We start from the raw sequence: 24,286 nt of genomic DNA, 5'->3' as shown, positions 1-24,286 counted from the left end.
TCAGTCCCTTCGAAGGCCGCGATCAGATCGCGAGCGCGGTCAGCTCGGCGATGCGGAGGCGCAGCCGGTCCAGTTCGCCGCCCGGGACCGCCGCCGGTCCCCGGACGTCGGCGGGCGCGGCGTCCGGCTCCACGGCGGTGGGGAGGATGACGTCGTCGTCGCCCAGGACGATGCCGCGGTTGTTGAGCGCGGGACTGAACTTCATCAACGTCAGCCTGCTGACCGGCGCCGCGCACAGCCGTTCGATCGCCGCCGTCAGCTCGTCCGGCTGGATGAGCGGCGCCTGCGCTCCGACCACCGCGCCCCGCTCCCCCTCGGTGGGTGCGTTGTTGAAGCAGTAGCCCAGGTTGAGCACCTTGCCGACAGCGCCGTAGTCGCGTTGCACCGTCAGTGCGAACGCATCGAGGAACGTGCAGGCGGCCGCGTAGTTCGCCTGCTTGATGGCCTTGAGATAGGAGTTGATCGAGGACAGGAACAGGGCGAAATCGAGCGATTCACCGCCGAACACCTGCATGCACCGGACGCTCGCGTCGACTTTGCCTCGCAGCACGTCCTCGAACTGTTCCGCGCTCATCCGGGCCAGGCTCGCCCCCGAGAACACCAGGCCCGAGTGGATGACGCCGTGCACCGCGCCGAACCGTCGTACGATCTCGTCCTTCGCCGCGCGCAAGGACGCGAGGTCGGTCGCGTCGCACCGCAGGTAGAGCGGCGCGAGTCCGTCCGCGCCGGTCGCAGAAGCGATGGCGGCTTCGACGCGCGCGTCCTGCGGCCTGCGTCCGAGCCACACCACCTGGGCGTGGTACCGGCGGATCAGGTACTCACTGATGACCGTGCCGAGGGCGCCCGCCCCGCCGATGATGACGTACGTGCCGCCCTGCCGCAGCCGGGACGACGTCGGCGGGACCGGCTCCGGCTGAACCGTCATCAGCCGCTGCCCGTGCCACCGGCCGTCGCGGTGGATCCGCAGGTTGCCGTCCGGATCCGCGGGCAGGTCGAGCACCGCGTCGAGAGAGGGCGCGTCATAGTCCTCGACGTCCGCCACCCGCACCCGCCAGTTCGGGTACTCCTTCGCCGTCGAGCCCGCCAGGCCGGCGACACCGGCGTGCGCCGGGTCGACTGCCTCGGCTTCATGGATGGCGTGCGCCCGCTCGGTGATCAGGGTCAGGCCCAAGGAGCGGTCGCCGTACCCGGCGGCCAGAAGGGCTTTCACCGTACGGAAGGCGTGCAGCGAGCCGCCCGCCTGGCTCTCGACGACGCCGGCACCGGACCGGTCGTCCACGGCGCCGGGCGCCACCCAGATCAGCTGGTCGAGTTCCGGGACCGACCGGAGAGACGTCTCCAGGTCGTCGTACGTACGCTGCGACGGCTCCGCGACCAGGTGCGCGCCGGGAAAGCGCGCGAGGAGAACGTCGCGCGCCTGCCCTGGGGACGCGATGATGCCCACCGATGCGGAACTCCGCGGCCGGGCTGCGGATTCCGTCGGCTGAACGGGATCCCACACCGGCACCAGCGTGGTGGCGCCGTCCGCCGGGTCCGCAGTCTGCTCGGCGCGCGCCGGGCCCGGCGTCCGCTCGGTTCGACGGCCGGCGATGCCCCGCAGACGCAGGCACACCGTGCCGTCGTCGGTCGCGAGGTCGATGTCGATCCGGTCCGCGCCGCGCACGTCCTCGGCACGGCGTATCAGGGCCCACATCGTGGTCGCGCCGGGGGCGAGGACTTCGGCCGACTTGATGCTGAACACCAACCCGAGCCGATCGTCACCGTCGTCGCCGTCGCCGTCGAGCAGTCGCATGCACTGCATCGCCGAGTCCACCAGCGCCGGGTGCGGAACGTGGCCGTCCGCGGTTCCTGACGCCATGCCGGGCACCCGCAGCTCGGCGAGCACCGCGTTGTCGCCACGGTGGACCGCCACGACCCCCTGGAACGTGGGGCCGTAGAAGATGCCGCGATCCCGCCACTCGGCGTAGAACCGCTGGGGGTCGAACGCCGTGGGCCGGAAATCCCGGAGCAGCGCGGGCAGGTCGAGCGCCTGCGCGGCCGTCGGCTCCACGGCGGACACCTCGCCTTGGCAATGGAGTACGGGTTCGTCTCCGGCGGCCTCCGTGGAGGACACCGTGAACCGGGTGGTGCCGCCGTCGGCGCGAAGATCGACCCGCAGTGCGCGCGGCACGCCTGACACCGCGAGAGGTCGCAGGAAGACGACGTCGTGCAGGCGGACCGCGTCGCTCGCGGTCCGCCTCGCCGCTACTGCGGCCCACCGCAGATACATCGCACCCGGGGCGATCCCGGTTCCCTGCACCTGATGTTCCCGCAGGTAGAACTCGTCACCGGTGAGGACTTCCTCATCGCGTCGCGGCCCGTCGTCCGCCGCCGCGCGGTTCGGCAGCGCATAGCGGTTCCGCTCGAAGGGGTAACCGGGCAGCGGAACGCGGCGGTAGCGGCCGTCGCGGAACAACTCGGCGAAATCCGGTGCCTCACCGTCGAGGAACCTCTGGGCGAGCGCCTGCACCATGGAGTCCGCGCTCTGCGCCGGGACGTCCTGCCCGGAGAGCCAGGCAGTGCACCGGCTCTCCAGTTCCGCGATGTCCCGGACCACACGCACCCATCGATGCCGCAGATGCCTGCGGCCGAGCAGAAGGGTGTGGCTCACGTCGCCGACATCGAGGTCCGGATGCTCGCGGCAGTGGCGCGCGAGCCGGGCCACCTGTTCACGCAGGGCGTCCTCGGTCGCCGCCGACAGCGCGATCAGCCGGGCCCCGCCCTGCCTGTTGCGCGGCGGTGCGGGCGGCTTCGACGGCTGCTCGATGACGGCGTGGGCGTTGGTTCCGCTCGCGCCGAGCGACGTGACCGCGGCGCGCCGCCTGGCGCCTTCGGGCACGGCCCACCGTTTCGGCTCCGTGTGCACGAAGAACGGGCTGCCGGCCAGCGTGACACTGGAGTTCGTCTCCGTGTGGTGGGGCAGACCAGGGATCACCTCGTGCCTCATCGCCAGCAGTGTCTTGATGACACCGATCACGCCGGCCGCCGCCTGCGCGTGACCGATGGAGGCCTTGGTCGAGCCGAGCGAGCAGAACCGCTCGGCGTCCGTGAAGCCGCGGAACGCGCGGTCGAGCGCCCGGAATTCCACCGGATCGCCGAGCTTGGTCCCGGTGCCGTGCGCCTCGACCAGCCCGATCCCCGTGGGGTCGATGGCGAAGTCCTGGTAGATCTGCCGGATCAGGCGTTCCTGCGAGGTCCCGTTCGGCGCTGCGATCCCGTTGGTCGTGCCGTTGTGGTTGATCCCGATGCCACGGATCACGCCGTGGATGTGGTCGCCGTCCGCCTCGGCGTCCGAGAGCCGTTTGAGGACCAGCGCACCGACCCCCTCGGCAGGCACGAATCCGTCGGCCGCCTGGTCGAACGCCCGGCTCCGGCCGGTCGGGGAGAGCATCCCGGCCCGCGACGCCGCCAGATACAGCCGCGGCGAGTTCTGGACGTAGACCCCGCCCGCGATCGCCGTGGTGACCTCGCCCGCCCACAGCGCCTGACATGCCAGGTAGAGGGAGACCAGCGAACTGGAACATGCGGTGTCGACCGCGATCGCCGGCCCGTGCAGGTCCAGGTAGTACGCGATGCGGGACGGCACGAGCGAGTTCATGTTGCCCCACAGCGCCTGGCCCGGGTAGTCGGACGGCCCCGTCAGATCCAGGTAGTCGCCTGCGGCGCAACCCACGTAGATACCGCACCGGTCGCGGTCGAGCGACTCGCCCGCGTGGCCGGCGTCCTCCAGCGCCCGCCACGCCTCCTGGAGGAACAGCCGCTGCTGCGGCTCCATGTAGACGGCCTCCGTACCGGAGATCCCGAAGAAGAGCGGGTCGAACTCGTCGACGCCGTCCAGGAGACCGCCGTCCAGGCAGACGCTGCCCAGCGACGCGAGGTCCCAGCGGTCCACCTTGGCGACGGCGTCCCGGCCGGAGGCCAGCAGGTCCCAGAACGCGTCGGTGTCCCGGGCGCCCGGGAACCGGCCGCTCATGCCGACGATCGCGACGGGCTCCCGGCCACCGCCGGACGGCGCGGATACCGCCGTCGGCCGGGGTACGGCAGCCGACTCGGGTACGGCGGAGTGCTCAGGTACCACCGACGGTACGGGTACCACCGACGGCTCCGGCACCACGACCGCGACGGCGGCGCCCTCCTCGTCGACGATGAAGCTCGTCAGCCGCCGGACCGACGGGTTCTCGAACAGCACGCTCGGATCGAGGTCGGTGCCCAGCGACTCGTTGAGCCGCTGCACCAGGGAGACGCCGGTGAGCGAGTCCAGTCCGTAGTCGGCGAAGGGCTTGTCGGCCGCGAGCTCGTCCGCAGTGAGCTTCAGCGTTTCGGCCAGGATCCGCTCGACGGCCGCGCGGACGTGCTCCTCGACCGAACCGGACGCGGCAGGCCGCAGATCCCGGCGCGGGACGGGCGAACCGACGCGCGCCAGCAACACCTGCTGGCCCAGATCCCGGGCGGGCTCCGCCAGGAGTTCGACCGTGTCGAACCCGCACTCCCGCAACACCTCGCGCCACGCGTCCGAGGACAGCGCCGGTCCGCCCTGGATACGCCTTCCGTCCGTGAACCGCCACCACCCGTCGAGGAGCCCGAAGGTCAGGTGCGACCACCAGTCGTTCCGGGCGAGTTCGTTGAGTACGAGGACTCCGCCGGGCCGCAGCAGTGCTCGGGCGTGACGCACGGCCCGCACGATGTCCTCGGTGGCGTGCAGGACGTTGTTGGCGATGACGATGTCGTAGTGGGCCGGGTCGAGTCCCTGTGCGCCGGGCTCCCGCTCCACGTCGAAGGTCGAGAAGGACACGTACGGCACCTGGCCGGCGATCCGCCGCTCAGCGTCGATCAGGAACGCCTTCGAGATGTCCGTATAGCGGTACTCGGCGACGTCGCGGCCCGCCAGCCGGGCGAAAACGCGCTCGCTGGTGCTGCCGGTGCCCGCTCCGATCTCCAGCAGCCGGATCCCGTCGCCGCGGGCGTCCACCTCCGCGCGCACCGCGCCAGCCGTCACGTCGTTGAAGTAGTCGGCCGTCGCGTTCCCCCGGTACGCCGGTTCGACCAGCTCGAACGAGCCGCCCGGGAACATGACCGCCGTGGCCTTCGTCCGCCCGGACAGGATCGCGGGCAAGGCCTCGATCATGCGCTCGGTCAGACCGGTCTTGGCCGCCAGCTCCGGATCTTCGGCACGGGCGTCCTTCCACGTACGCCAGGCGCGCCACGCCTGTTCGAGGCCTGGCGCGCTCTCCCTGGGCGCCACGAACGCGCCCTCACGCACGAGTTCTCCGTGGCCCAGCAGCACGGTCACCGTATGGTCGAGCCACGGGGCGAAGGACGGTGTGATCTCCTGCCCGACCAGGTCACGGCGAACGGGCGCGTCGAAGAGCCCCGCCGCCACGAGCTGTGCGAGTACGAGCGGGCGCGCGTGGCTGTCCAGCTCGTCCGTGGCGGACGTGCGACCGGACAGGAACGTCTCGACGCTCTCAGGCTCGGCCGCGGCCACGAGCAACGATGCCGCGTCGAGCGGGTCGGCAGTGGCCCGGGAGACCGGCACGACGCCGAGCGGTCCGGCGGCCCGGGGAACCGGCACCTCCTCGGCGGCCGGCCAGTACCGTTTCGCGGCGAACGGATACGTCGGCAGGCTCACCCGCACCGGCGGATGCGCGCCGTGGCGGGCCTGCCAGTCGACGTCGATGCCGTTGACCCACAGGGGCGCGATCTTGTCCCACTCCCCGCGTTCGAGCCACCGGGCGAGGAGGTCCCGCAACTCCCCCGGGCGGTCGAACATGGCCCGCAGCTCGTCCTCCGGCCGTCGGGCCGTACCTTCGAACACCGTTCCGCGCGCCCCGCGTCCGACGTAGTCCTGAAGGGTGGCGACCAGGCCGTCGAGGTCGTTCGCGACGAAGACCACACGTTCGGCCATCGCCCGCCGCCCGACCTGCAGCGTGTACGCGAGCGACGCCAGGTCGCCGTGCGCTTCCCGGTATCCGGGCAGGAACTCCAGAAGCTGCCGCGCGAGGACGCCGAGCCGCTCCCCGTCGCGGGCCGACAGGACCACCGCCTGGGGGCCGGGGCGTCCGGCGGCCCGGGCACCGGTCGGCGCCTGTTCCAGTACCGCGTGCACGTTGGTGCCGCCGATCCCGAAGGAGCTCAGCCCCGCCCGCGCGGGCCCATCGCCGCCGTCCAGCCGAAGATTCCGGTCGGCCACGAAGAACGGCGACTCGTCCCAGTCGATCTCCGAGCTCGGCACGTCGCTGTGCAGGGTCCGCGGAACCTCTCCGTGCCGCAAGGACAGGGCCACCTTGATGAGGCCGGCGATCCCCGCGGCCGCGTCCAGGTGGCCGATGTTGCTCTTGACCGAGCCGATGCCGCAGTACTGGCTGCGATCCGTGGAGTGGCGGTACGCCTCGGTCAGCGCCGCGACCTCGATGGGGTCGCCGAGCCTCGTGCCCGTGCCGTGCGCTTCGACGTAGCTGATGGTCGACGGGTCCACGCCCGCCTTGTCCAGCGCCTTGCGGATCACCTCGGCCTGGCCGCGCACACCGGGCGCGTAGAACCCCGCCTTGTCGCCACCGTCGTTGTTCACCGCGATTCCGCGGATCAGGCAGTAGATGTGGTCACCGGCGGCGATCGCCTCAGCGGCGCGCTTGAGGACGACCACGCCGACACCTTCGCCGCCGGACATGCCGTCGGCGCCGTCGGCGAACGCGCGGCTGCGCCCGTCGCTGGAGAAGTTCAGGCCCGGCTGGTGCACGTATCCCAGTTCCCCCGCGGAGAACAGGCTGGCCGCGCCGACGATCGCCTGGTCCACGTCGCCGGCCAGGAGCCCCTGACAGGCGACGTGGACCGCGCTCAGAGCGGAGGAGCAGTTGGTGCTCACCGCCATGCTGGGGCCCCGCAGGCCCAGCTTCGTGGAGATCATCGTGGGCACCGTGCCGCCCTGGGCGAACAGCCACGCGGCGTACGTCTCGGAGCTGGCCAGGACCCGTGGGCCCGACGCGTTCGCCATCAGGGCCGGGAGCAGGGCCTGGTAGAAGTTCGTGCTCGTGGACGTGGTGACGCTGGTCCCGGGAACGTCCTCCGGGCGGTAACCGGCGTCCTCCAACGCCTGCCACGCGTGCTGCAACAGCAGGCGCGCCTGCGGATCCATGAACTCGGCGTCGCGGGGGGAGATGTCGAAGAACGCCGCGTCGAACTCCGCCCTGCCGTCCACGACCGACCGCTGCGGCACGTATCCGGGCCGGGTGATCAGTTCCTCCGGCACTCCGAGTGTGCGCAGTTCCTCGGCCGACCATGACGTGGAGCCGCTACGTCCTTCCACGAGCGCGGACCAGAAGGCGCGGTGGTCCATGGCTCCCGGGAACCGGCAGGAGATGCCGATGACCGCGATCGTGTCGTCGAGTGCGGCGTCGTCGGCCGCCGGAGTGGCAGGGCCCGGATCAGGGCGCTGCTCGGGCTCGACCACCTGCACCGAAGGTGCCGCCGATCCGACAGGTACCTGGTCAGCAGGCAGCAGCCCCGTCAGATGCCGGGCCATCGCCGTGACGGACGGGTGTGCGAAAAGGCTGGTGGGCCGCAGCGAGAGGCCGAACTCGCGGTTGATCCGCGCCACCGCTTCGATGGCCGCGAACGAGTCTCCGCCGACGTCGAAGAAGCCTGCGGCGCGATCGAGGTCACGCGAGCCGAGCACCTCTTCGAAGATCCCCCGCACGGTCCGCTCGATGCCGAGCGCGGCCACCGGGTCGCCGACCACCGGACTATCGGCCACCGGGACGCCGACCACCGAACTGTCGGCCAGCGGGTCGCCGACCACCGAACTGTCGGCCATCGAACCGCCGACGACCGGACTGTCGGCCACCGGGACGCCAGCCACCGGGCTCCCGGCGGCCGGGAGCGGCACCGCCTGCGCGGCCTCGGCCAGTTTCGCCCGGTCGACCTTGCCGTGCGCCGTGAGCGGAAAGGCGTCCAGGGCCACGAAGGCGGCGGGCAGCATGTAGGCGGGGAGGGTCTTGGCGAGTTCGGCGCGCAGCAGCGCGGCGTCGACCGGCGCGTCCCCGTTCCCGGTGCAGTACGCCGTCAGCCTGTCCGACAGACCGGCGTGTTCGAGCAGGACGACGCTTCGGCCGATCGCCGGGTGGGCATCGAGCACCGCCTCGATCTCACCGAGTTCGATGCGGTGGCCGCGCAGTTTGACCTGGTGGTCCATCCGGCCCAGGACGACGATCTCGCCGTTCGGCAGTCGGCGCGCGCGATCGCCGGTCCGGTACAGCCGTCCGGGCGCGAACGGGTTGTCCAGGAAGCGCTCGGCCGTCAGTTCCGGCTTCCGGTGGTAGCCCAGGGCGACCCCGTCGCCCCCGATGTGCAGCTCGCCGGTCACGCCGACCGGCAGGGGGCTCAGGTTCTGGTCGAGGACGTACAGCTGGGTGTTGGCGATGGGGCTGCCGATGGTCACCGGCTCCGCACGGCTCAGCCGCTTGGCCGCTGACCAGATGGTCGTCTCCGTGGGCCCGTACAGGTTCCAGGCCTCGCCGCGTGCCACGAGTTGGTCCTTCAGGGCGTCGGGTAACGCCTCGCCGCCGCACAACACCTTGACGCCCTCGGTGTTCTGCCACCCGACGCGCACCAGCATGGCCCAGGTCGCCGGGGTGGCCTGCATGATGGTGGGCCGCCAGTCGGCGACCTTCTCGGCCAGCAAGGTGGCATCGGCGGCCGTGCCGGAGTCAGCGATGCAGACCTGCCCACCGGTGATCAGCGGAAGGTAGAGCTCCAGGGCGGCGATGTCGAAGCTGTGCGTGGTGATGGCCAACAGCCGGTCGCTGGACGTCACTTCCAGCGTGTGTGCCATGGCGAGCAGGAAGTTGGTCAGCGCCGCGTGCGGGACGACGACGCCCTTGGGCTTCCCCGTACTGCCTGAGGTGTAAATGATGTAGGCGGCGGCTCGCGAGTCCGGCGCATCGGCGGTCGGCTCCCCCGCCGCCGCCGATGCCTGGGCGGCCTGATCATCCCGGCGGTCCGTCGCGTACAGCCTCACCTCCGGCATCCCTGCGGCGGCCAGCCTGTCCATCACCGCCTCATGGCAGATGACGAGGTGCGCGCCGCTGTCCTCGACCATGTAGGAGAGGCGTTCGGCCGGCTGTCGGCTGTCCAGGGGCAGGTAGACCGCGCCGAGCCTCATGACGGCGAGGAGGGCCACGACCAGGTCGAGTGACCGTTCGTAGCAGACCCCTACGACGTCCCCGGGGCCGACGCCTTGACGCGTCAGCGCCTGGGCCAGCGCCGAGCTTCGGTACGCGAGTTCGCGATAGGTGAGAGCCCGCTCTCCGCAGGTGACCGCCGGGGCGTCCGGGTTCGCGTCCGCCTGCTGAGCGAAGAGGTCCCAGCACGTCCGATGCGCGGGAAAGTCGGCCTCGGTGCGGTTCCATACCTCGGAGGCGAGGCGCCGCTCCTCGTCACCGAGCAGGTTCAGCCCGCCGATCGGCGCCTGCCCGTCCGCGTCGAGAATGCCGTCCACCAGGGTGGCGAAGTGGTCTGCCATGCCCGCGACGGCGTCGGCGGCGAAGGCGTCGGGGTGGTACTTCCAGTTCACCAGGAACCCGTCACCGGGAGCCACGTCCACCGTGAGGTCGTACTCACCCACCTGGTACAGCCCGTCGACGAGCTCGAAGTCGCTCTCGCCGGTGGCGCGGGCCCGCTCGCCCAGGTATCCGGAGAGAGCGGAATCCTGGTAGTTGTACACGATCTGATAAAGAGGTGACCGCGGATTCACGCCCCGGGCCCCGAGATCGCCCACGATCCGGTGGAACGGGTAGGCCCCGTGCTCCAGCACGTCGAGCACCGTGGACTGTACGCGCCGGGCGAACGACGTGAACTCCTCGGCGGCGTCCGGCCTGCTCCGGACGGGCAGTGTGTTGATGAAGCAGCCGACGACCGGATCGAAGTGTTCCGTCGGGCGCCCGGCCACCGGCATCCCGATGACGAGGTCCTCGCTTCCGGTGTACCGGTGCAGCAGCGTCAGGAAGGCCGCCAGGAAGAAGATCCCGGGGCTGATCCCCTGCGAGGCGGTGAAGGCCGCGATGGCGGCGGCCTGCTCCTCCGGCAGCCGGCTGGTGTGCACCTCGCCCACATGCGGCGCGTCCGGCTCCAGCGCCACCTGCGTGGGTAACCCGGTGAGGACCTCCGCGCCGGCGAGCTCCCGCACCCAGAACGCGCGGTCCTCCTCGGCACGTTCACCGGCGAGCATGTCCCGCTCCCACGCGACGAACTCACCGAAGGAGGCGGAGCCGGTCTCGATCGGCACGTCCCGCCCCTCGACCCGCGCCCGGTACGAACGGAACAGCGTGTCGATGACGAGACGGCCCGACACCCCGTCGATCACGAGGTGATGGACGACCAGCAGAACGTATGCCTCGGACGCGGAGCGACGCAGGACGGCCAGCCTGGTCAAGGGACCACCGGCCAGGTCGAACGGCCGCCTCGCCCGTTCCTTCACCAGGTCCAGCACGCGACCGGCCGGCACCTCGGAGATGTCCACGGACTCGACGGAGAAACCCTCCGCGTCCCCGGGGCACAGACGCGGCCCGTCATCGGTCTCGCACACCGTGGCCGAGAGGAGCGGATGCCGGAAAAGCGTGTCGCGGAACGCGGCCTGAAGTGCCGCGACATCCACGTCCGCACACGAGAAGCAGAGCGGAACGTTGTAGGCGTACGTCTCCGGCTCCATCCGGCCAAGTGCCCACAGGCCGCGCTGTCCCTCGGACAGAGGAATCTCCACGCGTCTGCCGAGCTCGGCCAGTACCGCCGCCGTCGATATCTCGCCGTCGGCATACATGCGGGCGAGCGCGCGAAGGCTCATGACGCGATCCTTCCTGCCACGCCACCCGGGCATGACGCGGCAGCAAAAGGGCGAACGCAAGGACTCTGCCCGAGGCCTGCGCGCAGCGGCGAACAGCAGGCGCCCACGGAGGTGGCCGTCGGTGTCATGACCATCAGTATGGCCTGCGGACCGTTGCGTGTTCGCACGTCTGTTCCGCTGTGGGATACGTCACTTATAGGTTTCGGCCAGCGCGGCCCACGTGGTGCACGGTGCCGCCGCGCGTAGGAGGACTACCGCCGAACCCGGGGCATCCCCAGCCCGATCCAGGAGATGATCTCGCGCTGGATCTCGTTGTTGCCGCCGCCGAAGGTGAAGATGACCGCCGACCGGTAGCCGCGTTCCAGTTCGCCGTGGAGCACCGCGCCTGCGGAACCCTCCTTCAGGGGGCCCGCCGAGCCGACCACCTCCATGAGCCAGGCGTAGGCGTCGCGGCGGGCTTCGGAGCCGTAGACCTTGACCGCCGAGGCGTCCTGGGGGGTGAGGGTGGCGTTCTGGAGGGCGGAGACCATCTGCCAGTTGAGCAGTTTCATGGCGTCCAGGCGGGTGTGGGTGCGAGCGAGGCGGGTGCGGACCCAGGGGAGGTCGATGACGCGGCGGCCGTCGGTGAGGCGGGTGTCGGCGGCCCAGCGCTGGACGTTGTGCAGCGCGCGGACCGCCATGGTGCCGTGGGCGGCGAGGGTGACGCGTTCGTGGTTGAGCTGGTTGGTGATGAGCCGCCAGCCCTTGTTCTCCTCACCGACGCGGTGGGTGAGGGGGACGCGGACGTTCTCGTAGTAGCTGGCCGTGGTGTCGTGCGAGGCGAGCGTGTTGATCAGGGTGCAGGAGTAGCCGGGGTCGCTGGTGGGGACCAGGAGCATGGTGATGCCCTTGTGCGGCGGGGCGTCGGGGTCGGTGCGGACGGCGAGCCAGACCCAGTCGGCGGTGTCGCCGTTGGTGGTCCAGATCTTCTGTCCGTTCACGAGGTACGCGTCCCCGTCGCGGACCGCGCGGGTCCTGAGGGCGGCGAGGTCGGTGCCGGCGTCCGGTTCGCTGTAGCCGATCGCGAAGTCGATCTCCCCGGCGAGGATCTTCGGCAGGAAGTACGTCTTCTGCTCGTCGGTGCCGAACTGCATGATCGTGGGCCCGACGGTGTTCAGCGCCATCAGCGGCAGCGGTACGCCCGCCTGGGCCGCCTCGTCGAAGAAGATGAACTGTTCGATCGGGGTGAGCCCCCGGCCGCCGTACTCCTTCGGCCAGCCGACGCCCAGCCAGCCGTCGGTGCCGAGCCGGCGGACCGTCTCGCGGTAGAAGCGCTTCTGGGCGGCCGGTTCCGCGTACCGGGCGTAGGCGTTGTCGGGGACCAGGGTGGCGAAGTAGTGACGCAGTTCGGTGCGCAACTGCTCTTGCCCAGGCGTGTATTCGAGGTGCACGGCCCCTCCGGAGTCTCGCGGCTGCGTCGCCCGTGTGCGGCGGCGCACACAGTAGAACGTGTTGCAAGAATCCGGAAGGGCCGGGAAGCCTGATCTCCGCCGTCAGCGCTTGACGGCGCGCAGGACCACGAACTTCGGGTCGCCCGCCACCGTGGTGCAGTTGCCGAAGATGCGGCGCAGGTGGGTGTGGTACGAGAGGTGCCGGTTGCCCACCACCCAGAGTTCGCCGCCCTGCCGCAGCGCGGTGCGCGCGCTGACGAACATCGTGCGGGCGGTGGCGTCCGTGGTCGCCATGTGGGAGTGGAACGGCGGGTTGTTGAGCACCAGGTCCAGGCTGCCGGGGGCGAGGTCCGCGAGTCCGTCGCCGACCAGGAAGTCCGCCTTCGCCCCCTCCGGCGTACCCAGGCGGAACGTCTCTTCGGCGGAGGCGACGGCCCCGTACGACTCGTCGGTGAACGTGACGTGCGCGTCGGGGTTGGCGAGCGCCGCGGAGAGGCCGAGGACCCCGTTGCCGCAGCCCAGGTCGGCGACCTCGACGGAGCCGCCGCGGGTGGGCAGGTGCTTCAGGAAGAAGCGGGTGCCGACGTCCAGGCGCTCGGCGCAGAAGATCCCGGCGTGGTTGACGGCGGTACGGCCGGAGACGGGGCCGATGTCGGCGGGCAGCTCGTAGCGGTACGGCCACGGGCTCGGCGTACGCGGCAGATCGAGGTCCGGGGTGGCGAAGATGAGCCGCGCCTTGCGGACCGCGAGGGACGTGCGCGTCGGGCCGACGATCCGCTCGAAGAGCTTGAGGGTGGAGGTGTGGATCTCCTTGACCATGCCGGTCCCGATGACCACCGTGCCCGCGTGCAGGGCCGGAGCGATCCGGTGGAGCTGGTCCTCCAGGAACGCCAGGGACTTCGGCACCCGGACCAGCAGCACGTCGATCCGGTCCGGCGGGGTGTCGCGGGAGGACAGCAGCGTCACGGCGTCCGGGTCCAGGCCGTTGCGGGCCAGGTTGGCCTGGGTGGCGCGCCGGGCCAGGTAGGAGTCGCTGATCTGGACGGGCCGGTGGGCGGCCAGCGCGGTGGCCAGGGCGCCCCACCGGTCCCCCACGACGGCGACCGTGCCCGTGAGGTCGACGGGTCCCGTCTCGGGATCCGTCAACTGGCGGAGCAGGTATTCGTCGGCGGCGTCCCAGGCCCGGAAGGGGTCGCTGGGGTGCTCGGGGAAGCGGGCGAGCTCGAAAGTGCCCTGTGAGGTCGTCAAACGGTTCATATGTCACTCAGGCTAACCGAGGAACCGGGGGCGCCCCACACGCTCCCCGGCCCCTCGGTCGTATCGCCCTGGCTCCCGGCCCGCCGGGCATCCGCCGCCGGGCCTTGGGGCCGGGCCGCGCGCTCCGTCAGGGCAATTGTCTGTCGAGGGCGGAGCGCCCCTCATCGGCCAGCTTGCGCCGCGCCCACTCCAGGGTCTCGGGGGTCAGGTCCCGCCCGGAGGCGAGCACCACGTCCTCCGCGCTCGGCTTGTCGCTCGCACCCGTGTGCAGGAGCCGGTCGGGGGTGACACCCGACGCCTCGGGCCCGGCCGCGGATACGGATTCGGGGTCTTCGCTCATGCCGCCTCCTCCTCGTCCTTGCGGCAATTCTCGCGCCGCGCGGGCCGGGCCGCATCCGAGGAGGCCGGGACCGGTGGGCCACCCAGGAGAGTGAACCGGTCATTGGGCCGTACGAGGAGTGGGCAGAACCGGAATGTCGGTTCTCACCTCTTGAGGCGGTGCCCATGCTCCACGGCGTCGACGTCAGCGCCTACCAGCCCTCCTACGACACGGACGGCCTCGATTTCGTCTTCGTCAAGTCCACCGAGGGCCGCACCTATGTCAATCCACGTCTCGACGCCCAGGTGAAGCGGGCCCGGGACGCCGAGTGCGTCGTCGGTTTCTACCACTTCCTCTGGCCCGGGGAGATCAAGGACCAGGTGGCGTACTTCCTGGACAGGACCCCGGAGAAGGAGGGCGATCTGCTCGCTGTCGACTGGGAACAGACCGGCGGCGGGACGCGCGCGAGCAGCGCGGAGAAGGACCGCTTCCTCCGTGAGGTGAAGCGGGAGCGGCCCGGCCACCGGGTCCTGCTGTACTGCAACCGGGCCTTCTGGCGCACCCGCGACACCAGCGACTACGCGGGCGACGGGCTGTGGATCGCCGATTACGTCTCCGCCGGCAGGCCCAGGATCGAGGCGTCCTGGCGGATCCATCAGTACACCGACGACCCCCTGGACAAGAACGTCGCCGACTTCGAATCGGTCCGGGCCCTGCGCGACTGGGCCACCGCCGGGTAACGGCCTTCCGGGCCCCGGGGCGTTCCCGTTCCAGGGGCCCGACCAGGCCCAAGCTTGACCTGCACATGATAGGTACACAGCGTTCACACGCGGGCCACGGTGCGTGTGGAAGGCTCCCGCGTACCACACATCGCCCGGCCGCCCCGACGAGCGCCCCCACCCAGGGCGGGAGCCGTGGTGCCCGCGTTCCGAGAGGACACCCCACATGTCCCGTCGCCATCCGTTCTACGCGCGTCCGCTGCTGGCCACCGCGGCCGCCGCCGCCGTCCTCGCGGGCACCGCGGCGGCCGCGCCCGCCGCCGACACCCCGCCCGACCGTCCCGCCACCCTCGCCGCCGCGCTCGACGACACGTACTACCAGGACGCCCTCGGCAAGACCGGCACCGAGCTCAAGGCCGTGCTGCACACGATCATCAGCGACCAGACCAAGCTCTCCTACAGCCAGGTGTGGGACGCGCTGAAGGCCACCGACGAGGACCCCGCCAACTCCTCCAACGTGATCCTCCTCTACACCGGGCGCTCCCAGTCCAAGAACGACAACGGCGGCAACGCCGACCAGTGGAACCGTGAGCACGTCTGGGCCAAGTCGCACGGCGACTTCGGTACGGCCACGGGCCCGGGCACCGACATCCACCATCTGCGCCCCGAGGACGTCTCGGTCAACTCCACCCGCGGCAACAAGGACTTCGACAACGGCGGCGGCCAACTGGGCGAGGCGCCCGGCAACTACACCGACGGCGACTCCTTCGAGCCGCGCGACGCGGTCAAGGGCGACGTCGCCCGCATGATCCTCTACATGGCGGTGCGCTACGAGGGCAACGACTCCTTCGCCGACCTCGAACCCAACGACCAGGTGAACAACGGCTCCGCCCCCAAGATGGGCAAGCTGTCCGTGCTGAAGCAGTGGAGCCAGGAGGACCCGCCGGACACCTTCGAGAAGCGCCGTAACGACGTCATATTCGAGCGGTTCCAGCACAACCGGAACCCGTTCATCGACCACCCGGAGTGGGTCGAGGCCATCTGGTAGCCCCGTTCCGGGTCACTCCCCCTCGGCCAGGACCTTCGCGCAGTCCTCCACCGCCGCCTCGCGGGTGGCGTAGCGCGGCAGGTCCTGGCCGGTGCCTTCCCGTACGACGTCCGGTGGGCCGAGCAGATCGCGCGGGTCGACGACCGCCGCGCGCCGACCGTCGCTGGAGAGCCGGCCGAGGCCGATGTGGAGCATCCCCAGGGCGACCGAGTCGATGGAGGTGACGGCGTGCAGGTCCAGCACGACCGACCCCCTTCCGTCGGTCCCCGTCTCGTCCAGGGCGTACAGCACGCGCTCGGCCGCCGTGAAGTCGATGGCCCCCTGGGCCACGACCACGCCGAGCTTCTCGTGCAGGGCTCTCTCCTGGCCGGCCGAGGGCGCCGACGGCAGGTCGTCGGCGGTGGTGACGAGGCTGACCGTGGAGCCGGGGAGCGCCGGGTTGAGCATCAGGTGGAGTCCGTACCGCTCCGAGAGCGCCCTGAGCGCCGCCTGGCCGCGTACCGACGTACCGGTGGTGTCCAGCGGCGGGCTGTAGGTGGCGAGGCCGAAGCGGGCCGGGCCGACCGCGATGAGGCCGCCGGAGACCCCGCTCTTGGCGGGCAGCCCGATCCGCAGGAGCCACTCCCCCGAGCCGTCGTACATGCCGCAGGTGGCCATGACCGCGAGCACGCGCGCGGCGACCTCCGCGGAGACGACCTGGTCGCGGGTGACCGGGTTGACCCCGCCGTACGCGAGGGTCGCGGCCATCGTCGCGAGGTCGAGGGCGGTGACGCGTACCGCGCACTGGCGGAAGTAGCGGTCCACCGCGAGGACCGGGTCGACGGGCAGGGTGCCGGTGGCGCGGATCAGGTACGCGAGCGCCCGGTTGCGGTCGCCGGTCAGGGACTCCGAGGTGAACACCTCCTCGTCCACGTCCAGTTCACGCCCGGCGAAGCGGCCGAGGCAGTGCAGGATGCGTTCGAAGGCGGGTTCGCCGGGGGTGTCGGGGATCAGGGCGGTGGTGACGATGGCCCCGGCGTTGACCATCGCGTTGGCGGGCCGGCCGGTGCCGGGTTCCAGGCTGATGGCGTTGAACGCGTCACCGCTCGGCTCGGCGCCCACCCACCGGCTCACCTCGTCGAGGCCGAGGACGGAGAGCGCGAGGGCGTAGACGAACGGTTTGGAGACCGACTGGAGGGTGAAGGGGACCTCGGCCTCGCCCGCGCTGTAGCGGTGGCCGTCCATGCTGACCAGGGCCAGCCCGAAGGCGTCCGGGTCGGCGAGGCCGAGCTGCGGGATGTAGTCGGCCGGCCGGCCGCCGGGCAGGTCACCGAACTCGGCGCGCATCCTCTTGAGCGAGTCGGTCACCGCGTCGGCGGCACTCATCCGCGCCGCCCCTCAGCCGCGCTCGGCCTGGGCGACCCGGGGGAAGGCCTTCACCCCGGCGGCCTTGCGGCTGTTGGCCTGGGCGTCGACCGTACGGCCCGGCGGGGCGTCCTCCACCCCGACGACCACCGTGTCGAGGACCTTGTCCTCCGTGTCGACGAACTCCACCTTCACCGCGTAGAAGGCGGCCTCGTCCGTGGGGTTGGTGACCCGGACGCGGGCGCTGCGGACCTCCTCCGCCGCGTCGACGGGCAGCCCGCTCACCGAGAAGTCGGCGATCGCGTCGCCCCGGCCCTCGACACCGTCGAGCCGCTTGACGGCCTCCTGCCGGACGCGTTCGGTCTCGGCGGCGACCCCCGCGCGGGCCCCGCGCGGGCCCCGCGCGGGAAGGGATGCGCTGTCACGGACATGCCGTCCAATCGGGAGGGAGGAAGAGCACGAGAAGAATGATCACCAACTCGCCCATATTAGAATCAAACGGTATGAATTGACTCGTCGAAGCACCCGCTTCATACGGGAGCGGGTTCGAGCCCTGGGAGGGAACGATGGACACGGACGCCCTGACCGCCGGCCTGTTGCGGGAGCTGCGGGCGACCCGGCCCTATCCGGCCCTGTCCCTGACCATGCCGACCCACCGCACGGCCCCGGACAACAACCAGGACCCGGTGCGGCTGCGCAACCTGGTGGCGGAGGCGGGCCACCGCCTGGACGCCGATCCGCAGGTGAGCCGGGAGACGGCCGCCGCCATCAAGGCCGAGCTGGAACGGGCGGTCGACGAGGTGGACCCGCGCCGGGCCCTGGACTCGCTGATCGTCCTGGCCACGGCGGACGAGCACCAGATCTGGCAGTTGCCGCGCACCGCACCCGAACGGGTGGTGCTCAGCGACAGCTACCTCACCCGCAACCTGGTCGCCGCGAAGGCCCAGGCGCGTCCGTACTGGGCGCTCACCGTCGCCGCCGACCACGCCACCCTGTGGAACGGCACGGACGGTGGCATCGAGGTGCGGGAGCTGGACGGCTTCCCGCTGACCGCGCCGAAGGAGGCGCCCAACCCGCAGCGCGAGGAGCGGATCGGGGACACCCCGAGCACGTTCACGTACGAGGACACCCGGAACTTCTTCCGTACCGTCGACCAGAAGCTGCGCGCCCTGCTCGCCGCCGACCCGCGTCCGCTGTACGTGATGGGGCTGCCGCCCGCCCTCTCCCTGCTGGACGAGGTCGGCGAGAGCGCGAAGGGGGCCGTCGGACGCGTCGCCAAGGGCGCGCCCGCCGACCTGCCGCCGGCGGAGGTGCTCAAGGAGCTGCGGCCCGCGCTGGAGGAAGGGTCCCGGCAGGCCACGGCCGACGTCGAGCGGCGCCTCGACAACGCCCGCAGCGCCCACACGTTCGCCGGCGGGCTCGACGAGGTGTGGGCCGCCGTCCGGGAGGGCCGGGTGGGGCTGGTGGCGGTGGAGGAGCACTTCCAGACGACCAAGCGGGTGACCGACGGACACCTGGAGCCGGCCGCCGAGGGGACCACGCAGTCGGACGACCCGGAGGTCCGCGAGGACATCGTGGACGAGCTGATCGAAGCCGCGCTGGACGGCGGGGCCGACGTGGTCTTCGTCGCGGACGACTCGCTGGCCGAGCACGGCCGGATCGCGGCGGCGCTGCGGTTCTGAGGAGGGCGAGGAGGTCCGGCCGGAGCCGCACCGGGCCCCCTCACCCGATGCGGCGGACCGGCGCCCCGTCGAGGAAGGCCCGGATGTTCTCGACCGCCTGGCCGTAGTACGTCGCGTAGTTGGCGCGCGAGACGTACCCCAGGTGCGGGGTGGCCAGCAGCCGCGGGGCGGTGCGCATCGGGTGGCCGGCGGGGAGGGGTTCGGTGTCGAACACGTCGATCCCGGCGCCCGCGATGGTCCCGGCGTGCAGGGCCGCGAGCAGGGCGTCCTGGTCGACGATGGCGGCCCGCGAGGTGTTCACCAGGTAGGCGGTGGGCCGCATCCGGGCGAGTTCGGCGGCGCCGATGAGCCCCCGGGTGCGCTCGCTGAGCGCCAGGTGTACGGAGACGAAGTCGGCGGCCTCCAGCAGCTCCTCCCTGGACCCGGCGAGCGCGGTGCCGACCTCCTTCGTCCGTTCCTCCGTGAGGTTCTGACTCCAGGCCACCACCTCCATGCCGAAGGCCCGGCCCACCTGCGCGACCCGGCTGCCGATCTTGCCGAGGCCCAGCAGGCCGAGCGTGCGGCCGTCCAGGTCGGCGCCGACGGTGGACTGCCAAGGACCTCCCGCACGGAGGCCGTTGGCCTCGGGGACGATGGAGCGGGCGAGGCCCAGCAACAGGGCCCAGGTGAGTTCGACCGGCGGGGTGGAGGAGCTGGCGGTGCCGCAGACGGTGACGCCGTGCTGCTCGGCGGCGACGAAGTCGATCACGGAGTTGCGCATACCGGAGGCGATCAGCAGCCGGAGCCGGGGCAGCCGCGCGAACACCTCCGCCGGGAACGGGACCCGTTCGCGCAGGGTGACGACGATGTCGAACTCCGCGAGGGCGAGGGCCACTTCGTCCACCGAGCCCAGGTGCTCGGTGAACGTGACCACCTCCACCTCCGCCGTGACGGGCGACCAGTCGGCGACGGTGGTGGCGGCGGACTGGAAGTCCTCGATCACGGCGCAACGCAGCTTCATGTAGGGCTCTCTCCGGCGGGCGGGGCGGGCGGCGGACACCCACCATGATCGCCCGAAGTACCTCAGCCGCTCCAGCTCCACTCCTCCACCTCGGGCAGGTCGACACCGTGCTCGCGGATCCAGGCGTGGTGGCGGGTGCGGACATCGGCCATCGCCTGGCGTACGGCGACCGCGCGGACACCGAGCCCCGGCACCCGGTCGATGACGTCCATGACCAGCCGGTAGCGGTCCAGGTCGTTGCGGACCACCATGTCGAAGGGCGTGGTCGTGGTGCCCTCCTCCTTGTAGCCGCGCACATGCAGGTTGGCGTGACCGGTCCGGCGGTAGGCGAGCCGGTGGATCAGCCACGGATAACCGTGGTACGCGAAGATCACCGGCTTGTCGCGGGTGAACAGGGCGTCGTACTCGGCGTCCGTCATCCCGTGCGGATGCTCCTCGTGCGGCTGCATACGGGCGATGTCGACCACGTTGACCACCCGCACGGCCAGCTCCGGCAGATGGCGGCGGAGCAGGTCGGCGGCGGCCAGCACCTCCTGGGTGGGGACGTCCCCGGCGCAGCCGAGCACCACGTCCGGCTCGCGGCTGCCGTCCTCGGTCCCGGCCCACTCCCACGCCCCGGCCCCCCGGGCGCAGTGAGCACGGGCCTCCTCCATCGTGAGCCAGTCGAAGGTCGGCTGCTTGCCCGCCACGATGACGTTGACGTAGTCCCGGCTGCGGAGCGCGTGGTCGGCCACGGAGAGCAGGGTGTTGGCGTCCGGCGGCAGATAGACGCGGACGACCTCGGGGCTTTTGTTCAGGATGTGGTCGACGAACCCGGGGTCCTGGTGCGAGAAGCCGTTGTGGTCCTGGCGCCAGACGTGCGAGGTGAGCAGGTAGTTGAGGGAGGCGATGGGGCGCCGCCAGGGCAGCCGGCGCGAGGTGCGCAGCCACTTGATGTGCTGGTTGACCATCGAGTCGACGATGTGGGCGAACGCCTCGTAGCTGGAGAAGAGCCCGTGCCGTCCGGTGAGGAGGTACCCCTCCAGCCAGCCCTGGCAGAGGTGTTCGGAGAGCACCTCCATGACCCGGCCGTCGCGGGCGAGGTGTTCGTCGGTGGGCAGGGTCCGCGCCTGCCAGGCCTTGCCGGTCGCCCGGTAGAGGTCCTGGAGCCGGTTGGAGGCGGTCTCGTCGGGGCCGACCACCCGGAAGTCCCGGCGCTCGGCCGTCGCGGCCATGATGTCCGCCAGGAATCCGCCGAGCACCTGGGTCGGCGAGTGGGAGGCGGAGCCCGGTGTGTCGACGCGTACGGCGTGGTCCTCCAGGGCGGGGACCGGCAGGTCGCGCAGGAGCAGACCGCCGTTGGCGTACGGGGTCGAGCCGAGCCGCGCCGTGCCCTCGGGGACGCAGGCGAGGACCTGCTCGGTGGGGCGGCCGTCGGCGTCGAACAGCTCCTCGGGGCGGTAGGAGCGCAGCCAGGCCTCCAGTTGCAGCAGATGCTCGGGGTTGTCGCGGACGCCGGAGAGGGGGACCTGGTGGGAGCGCCAGGTGTTCTCGACGGGCAGCCCGTCGACCTCCTCGGGGCCGGTCCAGCCCTTGGGGGTACGCAGCACGATCATGGGCCAGCGGGGGCGCTCGGTGGCTCCGTCCTCGCGGGCCGCGCGCTGGAGGGCCGCGATCCGGTCGACGGCGGCGTCCATGGCAGCGGCCATCGCCCGGTGGACGGTGGCCGGGTCGTCGCCGGTGACGTGGAGCGGGTCGTGGCCGTAGCCGCGCAGGAGCTGGTCGAGCTCGTCCTCGGGGAGCCGGGCCAGGACGGTCGGGTTGGCGATCTTGTAGCCGTTGAGGTGGAGGACCGGCAGCACGGCCCCGTCGTGGACCGGGTCGAGGAACTTGTTCGCGTGCCAGGAGGTGGCGAGCGGGCCCGTCTCCGCCTCACCGTCGCCGACCACGCAGGTGACCAGCAGACCGGGGTGGTCGAAGGCGGCCCCGTAGGCGTGGGTGAGCGCGTAGCCGAGTTCGCCGCCCTCGTGGATGGAGCCGGGCGTCTCCGGCGCGACATGGCTGGGCACCCCGCCGGGGAAGGAGAACTGCTTGAAGAGCGCGCCCATGCCCTCGGTGGTGCGGGGCACGTCCGGATAGGTCTCGGAGTAGCTGCCCTCCAGCCAGGCGTTGGCGAGGACGGCCGGGCCGCCGTGGCCGGGCCCCCAGACGCAGAGCGCGTCCAGGGACCGGTCCTTGACGACCCGGTTGAGGTGGGTGTGGACGAGGTTGAGCCCCGGTGAGGTGCCCCAGTGGCCGAGCAGCCGCGGCTTGATGTCCTCGGGGGTGAGGGGCCGGGTGAGGAGGGGGTTGGCCATCAGGTAGATCTGGCCGACGGCGAGGTAGTTGGCGGCGCGCCAGTGCGCGTCGAGCGCGGCGAGTTCCTCGTCGGAGAGGGCGGGCGGGGTGGGGGTGTCGCTCACGGAGCAGGTCTCCTCGTGGGATGGCGGCGCAAGGGGAGGGGCCGCGTCAGGACTTCTCGGGGCCGTACCAGAGCGTGGTGGCGTTGCAGAACTCGCGGATGCCGTGTCCGGCGAGTTCGCGCCCGTAACCGGAGCGCTTGATCCCGCCGAAGGGGAGGGCCGGGTGCGAGGCGGTCATCCCGTTGAAGAAGACCCCGCCCGCCTCCAGGTCGCGGGCGCACCGCTCCTGCTCCCCCGCGTCCCGCGTCCACACGTTGGAACTGAGCCCGAACGGCGTGTCGTTGGCCAGGTGCACGGCCTCGTCGAGGTCGGCGACCCGGTAGAGCGTGGCGACGGGGCCGAAGGTCTCCTCGCGGTGGATGCGCATGGCGGGGGTGATCCCGGCGAGCACGGTCGGGCTGTAGAACCAGCCGTTCTCCAGTCCGCCGCCGAGCTTGTCGGGCCGGCCGCCGCCGCACAGGACGGTCGCGCCACGCTCCACGGCGTCGTCGACCAGCTCCTCCAGGTCGGTGCGGCCCTGTTCGCTGGAGAGCGGCCCGACGTCCGTGGTCTCCTCCAGGGGGTCGCCGACGGTGAGGGCCCGCATCCCGGCGGTGAAGTGCTCGGCGAACGTGTCGTACACCTCGGCGTGGACGATGAACCGCTTGGCCGCGATACAGGACTGGCCGTTGTTCTGGACGCGCGCCGTGACCGCCGTGGCGGCGGCCTTCTCGACGTCGGCCGAGGGCAGCACGACGTACGGGTCGCTGCCGCCGAGCTCCAGCACGGTCTTCTTGACCTCGTCACCGGCGGTGGAGGCGACGGCGCGGCCCGCCGGTTCGCTGCCGGTGAGGGTGGCCGCCGCGACCCGGGGGTCGCGCAGGACGGCGTCGACGGCGCCCGAGCCGATCAGCAGCGTACGGAAGCAGCCGGCCGGGAATCCGGCGCGGTGGAACAGTTCCTCCAGGTACAGCGCGGTCTGCGGCACGTTCGACGCGTGCTTGAGGAGGCCGACATTGCCCGCCATCAACGCGGGGGCGGCGAAGCGCACGACCTGCCAGAGCGGGAAGTTCCACGGCATCACGGCGAGGACGACCCCGAGCGGACGGTAGCGGACCAGGGCGCGCGAGGCACCGGAATCCTGTACGTCATCGGGGTCGGGGTGCTCGTCGGCGAGCAGGCGCTCGGCGTTGGCCGCGTACCAGCGCATCGCCTTGGCGCACTTGGCCGCCTCGGCGCGGGCCGCGGTGACCGGCTTGCCCATTTCGAGGGTCATCGTGCGGGCGACGGTGTCGCGGTCCTCGTCCAGCAGGTCGGCGGCCCGGTTCAGCCAGGCGGCGCGCTGGTCGAAGGGGGTGGTGCGGTACTGCTGGAAGGTGGTGTGGGCGGCGGCGATCCTGCGCTCGGTCTCCTCCTCGCCCAGCGCGTCGTAGGACCTGATCAGTTCGCCGTTCGCGGGGTTGACCGTCGCGATGGGCATGGCAGTGGCCTCCTTGCATCGGTACTTCGACGGTGCCGCGCCGTGTGGTCGGGCGCAACGCGGCCCCTCCCCCCGCACGTACCCGGCCGACGCGGATCATGCGTGCCGGGTGGGGGGCACGTTCCGCGTCGGCCGGGGAGTGCGAGCTGTCGGGGAGTTATACGAATGCCGCGAGCGGGGCTCGGCGCGACTCGCGTCCGCCGGGCAGCGGCGGGTGCGGCAGCAGTCCCGCGGTCTGCGGCGCCTGGGCGTAGCGGGTGAACCAGACCACTTTGCCGTCCGTGGTCCGGCAGGTGCCCCAACTGTCGCTGAGGGCCATCACCCGGCTCAGTCCGCCGCCGGACGGCAGCAGCCGTGGCATCCGGGCACTGTTGTCGGCGACGGACACGGTGACGTGCCGGCCGGTCCAGCGGAGTTCGAGGACGCAGGTGTTGGCGTCGCCGACATGCCGGTGGACGTTGGTCAGGAGTTCGTCCATGGCCCGGCACACCGGCCGGACCTGGAGTTCGAGACTCCAGTGACGAAGGTGCGCGGCGACGATGCGCCGCACCTGGGAAACGCGCTCTGCCGACACCTGCAGTTCGACCGAACAGTGCCGGTCGAGTGGAACGGTCATCGTCGAGGCTCCTCACCACGAGGCCCACATGCTTCACCCCGTCGTACCAACGACCCCCGAACACGAAGCGTGAGCATCAATCACTTCTGGGTCACTCA

12 protein-coding genes and 1 pseudogene are annotated in these 24,286 nt (G+C 71.4%); 3 read left to right on the top strand and 10 right to left on the bottom strand.

The genetic code is table 11. The annotated features are described in order from the left end of the window. Positions 1–22: 22 nt before the first annotated feature. From ACFWRT_RS22170 to ACFWRT_RS22155, 4 genes are all read right to left on the bottom strand, one after another. Positions 23–10,873, bottom strand: a complete 10,851-nt coding sequence (locus tag ACFWRT_RS22170; protein WP_380949322.1) for an amino acid adenylation domain-containing protein — start codon at positions 10,871–10,873, stop codon at positions 23–25. A gap of 251 nt (positions 10,874–11,124) precedes the next feature. Next, positions 11,125–12,303, bottom strand: coding sequence for an acyl-CoA dehydrogenase family protein (locus ACFWRT_RS22165; RefSeq protein WP_380949321.1), 1,179 nt, complete (start codon positions 12,301–12,303; stop codon positions 11,125–11,127). A 102-nt stretch (positions 12,304–12,405) separates the two neighbouring features. Further along, entirely contained in the window at positions 12,406–13,560 is a 1,155-nt protein-coding gene (locus ACFWRT_RS22160; RefSeq protein ID WP_380949320.1) for a methyltransferase, read from the bottom strand. Between the two features lie 127 nt (positions 13,561–13,687). Beyond that, a complete protein-coding gene (locus tag ACFWRT_RS22155; protein ID WP_380949319.1) occupies positions 13,688–13,900 on the bottom strand; it encodes a hypothetical protein in 213 nt (70 codons plus the stop codon). A 164-nt stretch (positions 13,901–14,064) separates the two neighbouring features. On the opposite strand from ACFWRT_RS22155, the gene ACFWRT_RS22150 reads away from it, so the two are divergent. Beyond that, positions 14,065–14,619, top strand: coding sequence for a GH25 family lysozyme (locus ACFWRT_RS22150; RefSeq protein WP_380949318.1), 555 nt, complete (start codon positions 14,065–14,067; stop codon positions 14,617–14,619). A 205-nt stretch (positions 14,620–14,824) separates the two neighbouring features. Beyond that, positions 14,825–15,646: an endonuclease I family protein gene (locus ACFWRT_RS22145; protein ID WP_380949317.1), complete on the top strand. Its 822-nt coding sequence runs from the start codon at positions 14,825–14,827 to the stop codon at positions 15,644–15,646. A 12-nt stretch (positions 15,647–15,658) separates the two neighbouring features. Here the strand turns inward: ACFWRT_RS22145 and glsA are convergent, their stop codons facing one another. Together glsA and ACFWRT_RS22135 are read right to left on the bottom strand one after the other, a co-directional pair. Continuing rightward, a complete protein-coding gene (glsA, locus tag ACFWRT_RS22140; RefSeq protein ID WP_380949316.1) occupies positions 15,659–17,011 on the bottom strand; it encodes a glutaminase A in 1,353 nt (450 codons plus the stop codon). 12 nt (positions 17,012–17,023) lie between these two features. Next, positions 17,024–17,371 (bottom strand): annotated as a pseudogene (locus ACFWRT_RS22135) (hypothetical protein); the annotation flags it as partial. Between the two features lie 185 nt (positions 17,372–17,556). On the opposite strand from ACFWRT_RS22135, the gene ACFWRT_RS22130 reads away from it, so the two are divergent. Next, on the top strand, positions 17,557–18,672 hold the full coding sequence (locus ACFWRT_RS22130) for a baeRF3 domain-containing protein (protein WP_380949315.1): 1,116 nt from the start codon (positions 17,557–17,559) through the stop codon (positions 18,670–18,672). Between the two features lie 40 nt (positions 18,673–18,712). Here ACFWRT_RS22130 and ACFWRT_RS22125 read toward each other — a convergent pair whose 3' ends face one another. The 4 genes from ACFWRT_RS22125 to ACFWRT_RS22110 form a co-directional block, all read right to left on the bottom strand. Continuing rightward, positions 18,713–19,672: a D-2-hydroxyacid dehydrogenase family protein gene (locus ACFWRT_RS22125; protein WP_380949314.1), complete on the bottom strand. Its 960-nt coding sequence runs from the start codon at positions 19,670–19,672 to the stop codon at positions 18,713–18,715. A gap of 62 nt (positions 19,673–19,734) precedes the next feature. Then, positions 19,735–22,113 (bottom strand): phosphoketolase family protein, encoded by a 2,379-nt coding sequence (locus ACFWRT_RS22120; RefSeq protein ID WP_380949313.1) that lies wholly within the window; start codon positions 22,111–22,113, stop codon positions 19,735–19,737. Positions 22,114–22,159: 46 nt separating this feature from the next. Next, on the bottom strand, positions 22,160–23,572 hold the full coding sequence (locus tag ACFWRT_RS22115; protein WP_380949312.1) for an NADP-dependent succinic semialdehyde dehydrogenase: 1,413 nt from the start codon (positions 23,570–23,572) through the stop codon (positions 22,160–22,162). Positions 23,573–23,729: 157 nt separating this feature from the next. Beyond that, complete coding sequence (locus tag ACFWRT_RS22110; RefSeq protein WP_380949311.1) at positions 23,730–24,188, bottom strand: ATP-binding protein; 459 nt, start codon at positions 24,186–24,188, stop codon at positions 23,730–23,732. Positions 24,189–24,286: the final 98 nt, after the last annotated feature.

The organism is Streptomyces cyaneofuscatus, assembly GCF_042718795.1.
GTDB lineage: Bacteria > Actinomycetota > Actinomycetes > Streptomycetales > Streptomycetaceae > Streptomyces > Streptomyces cyaneofuscatus_A.
This window is presented reverse-complemented; position numbering and strand designations above follow the sequence as displayed.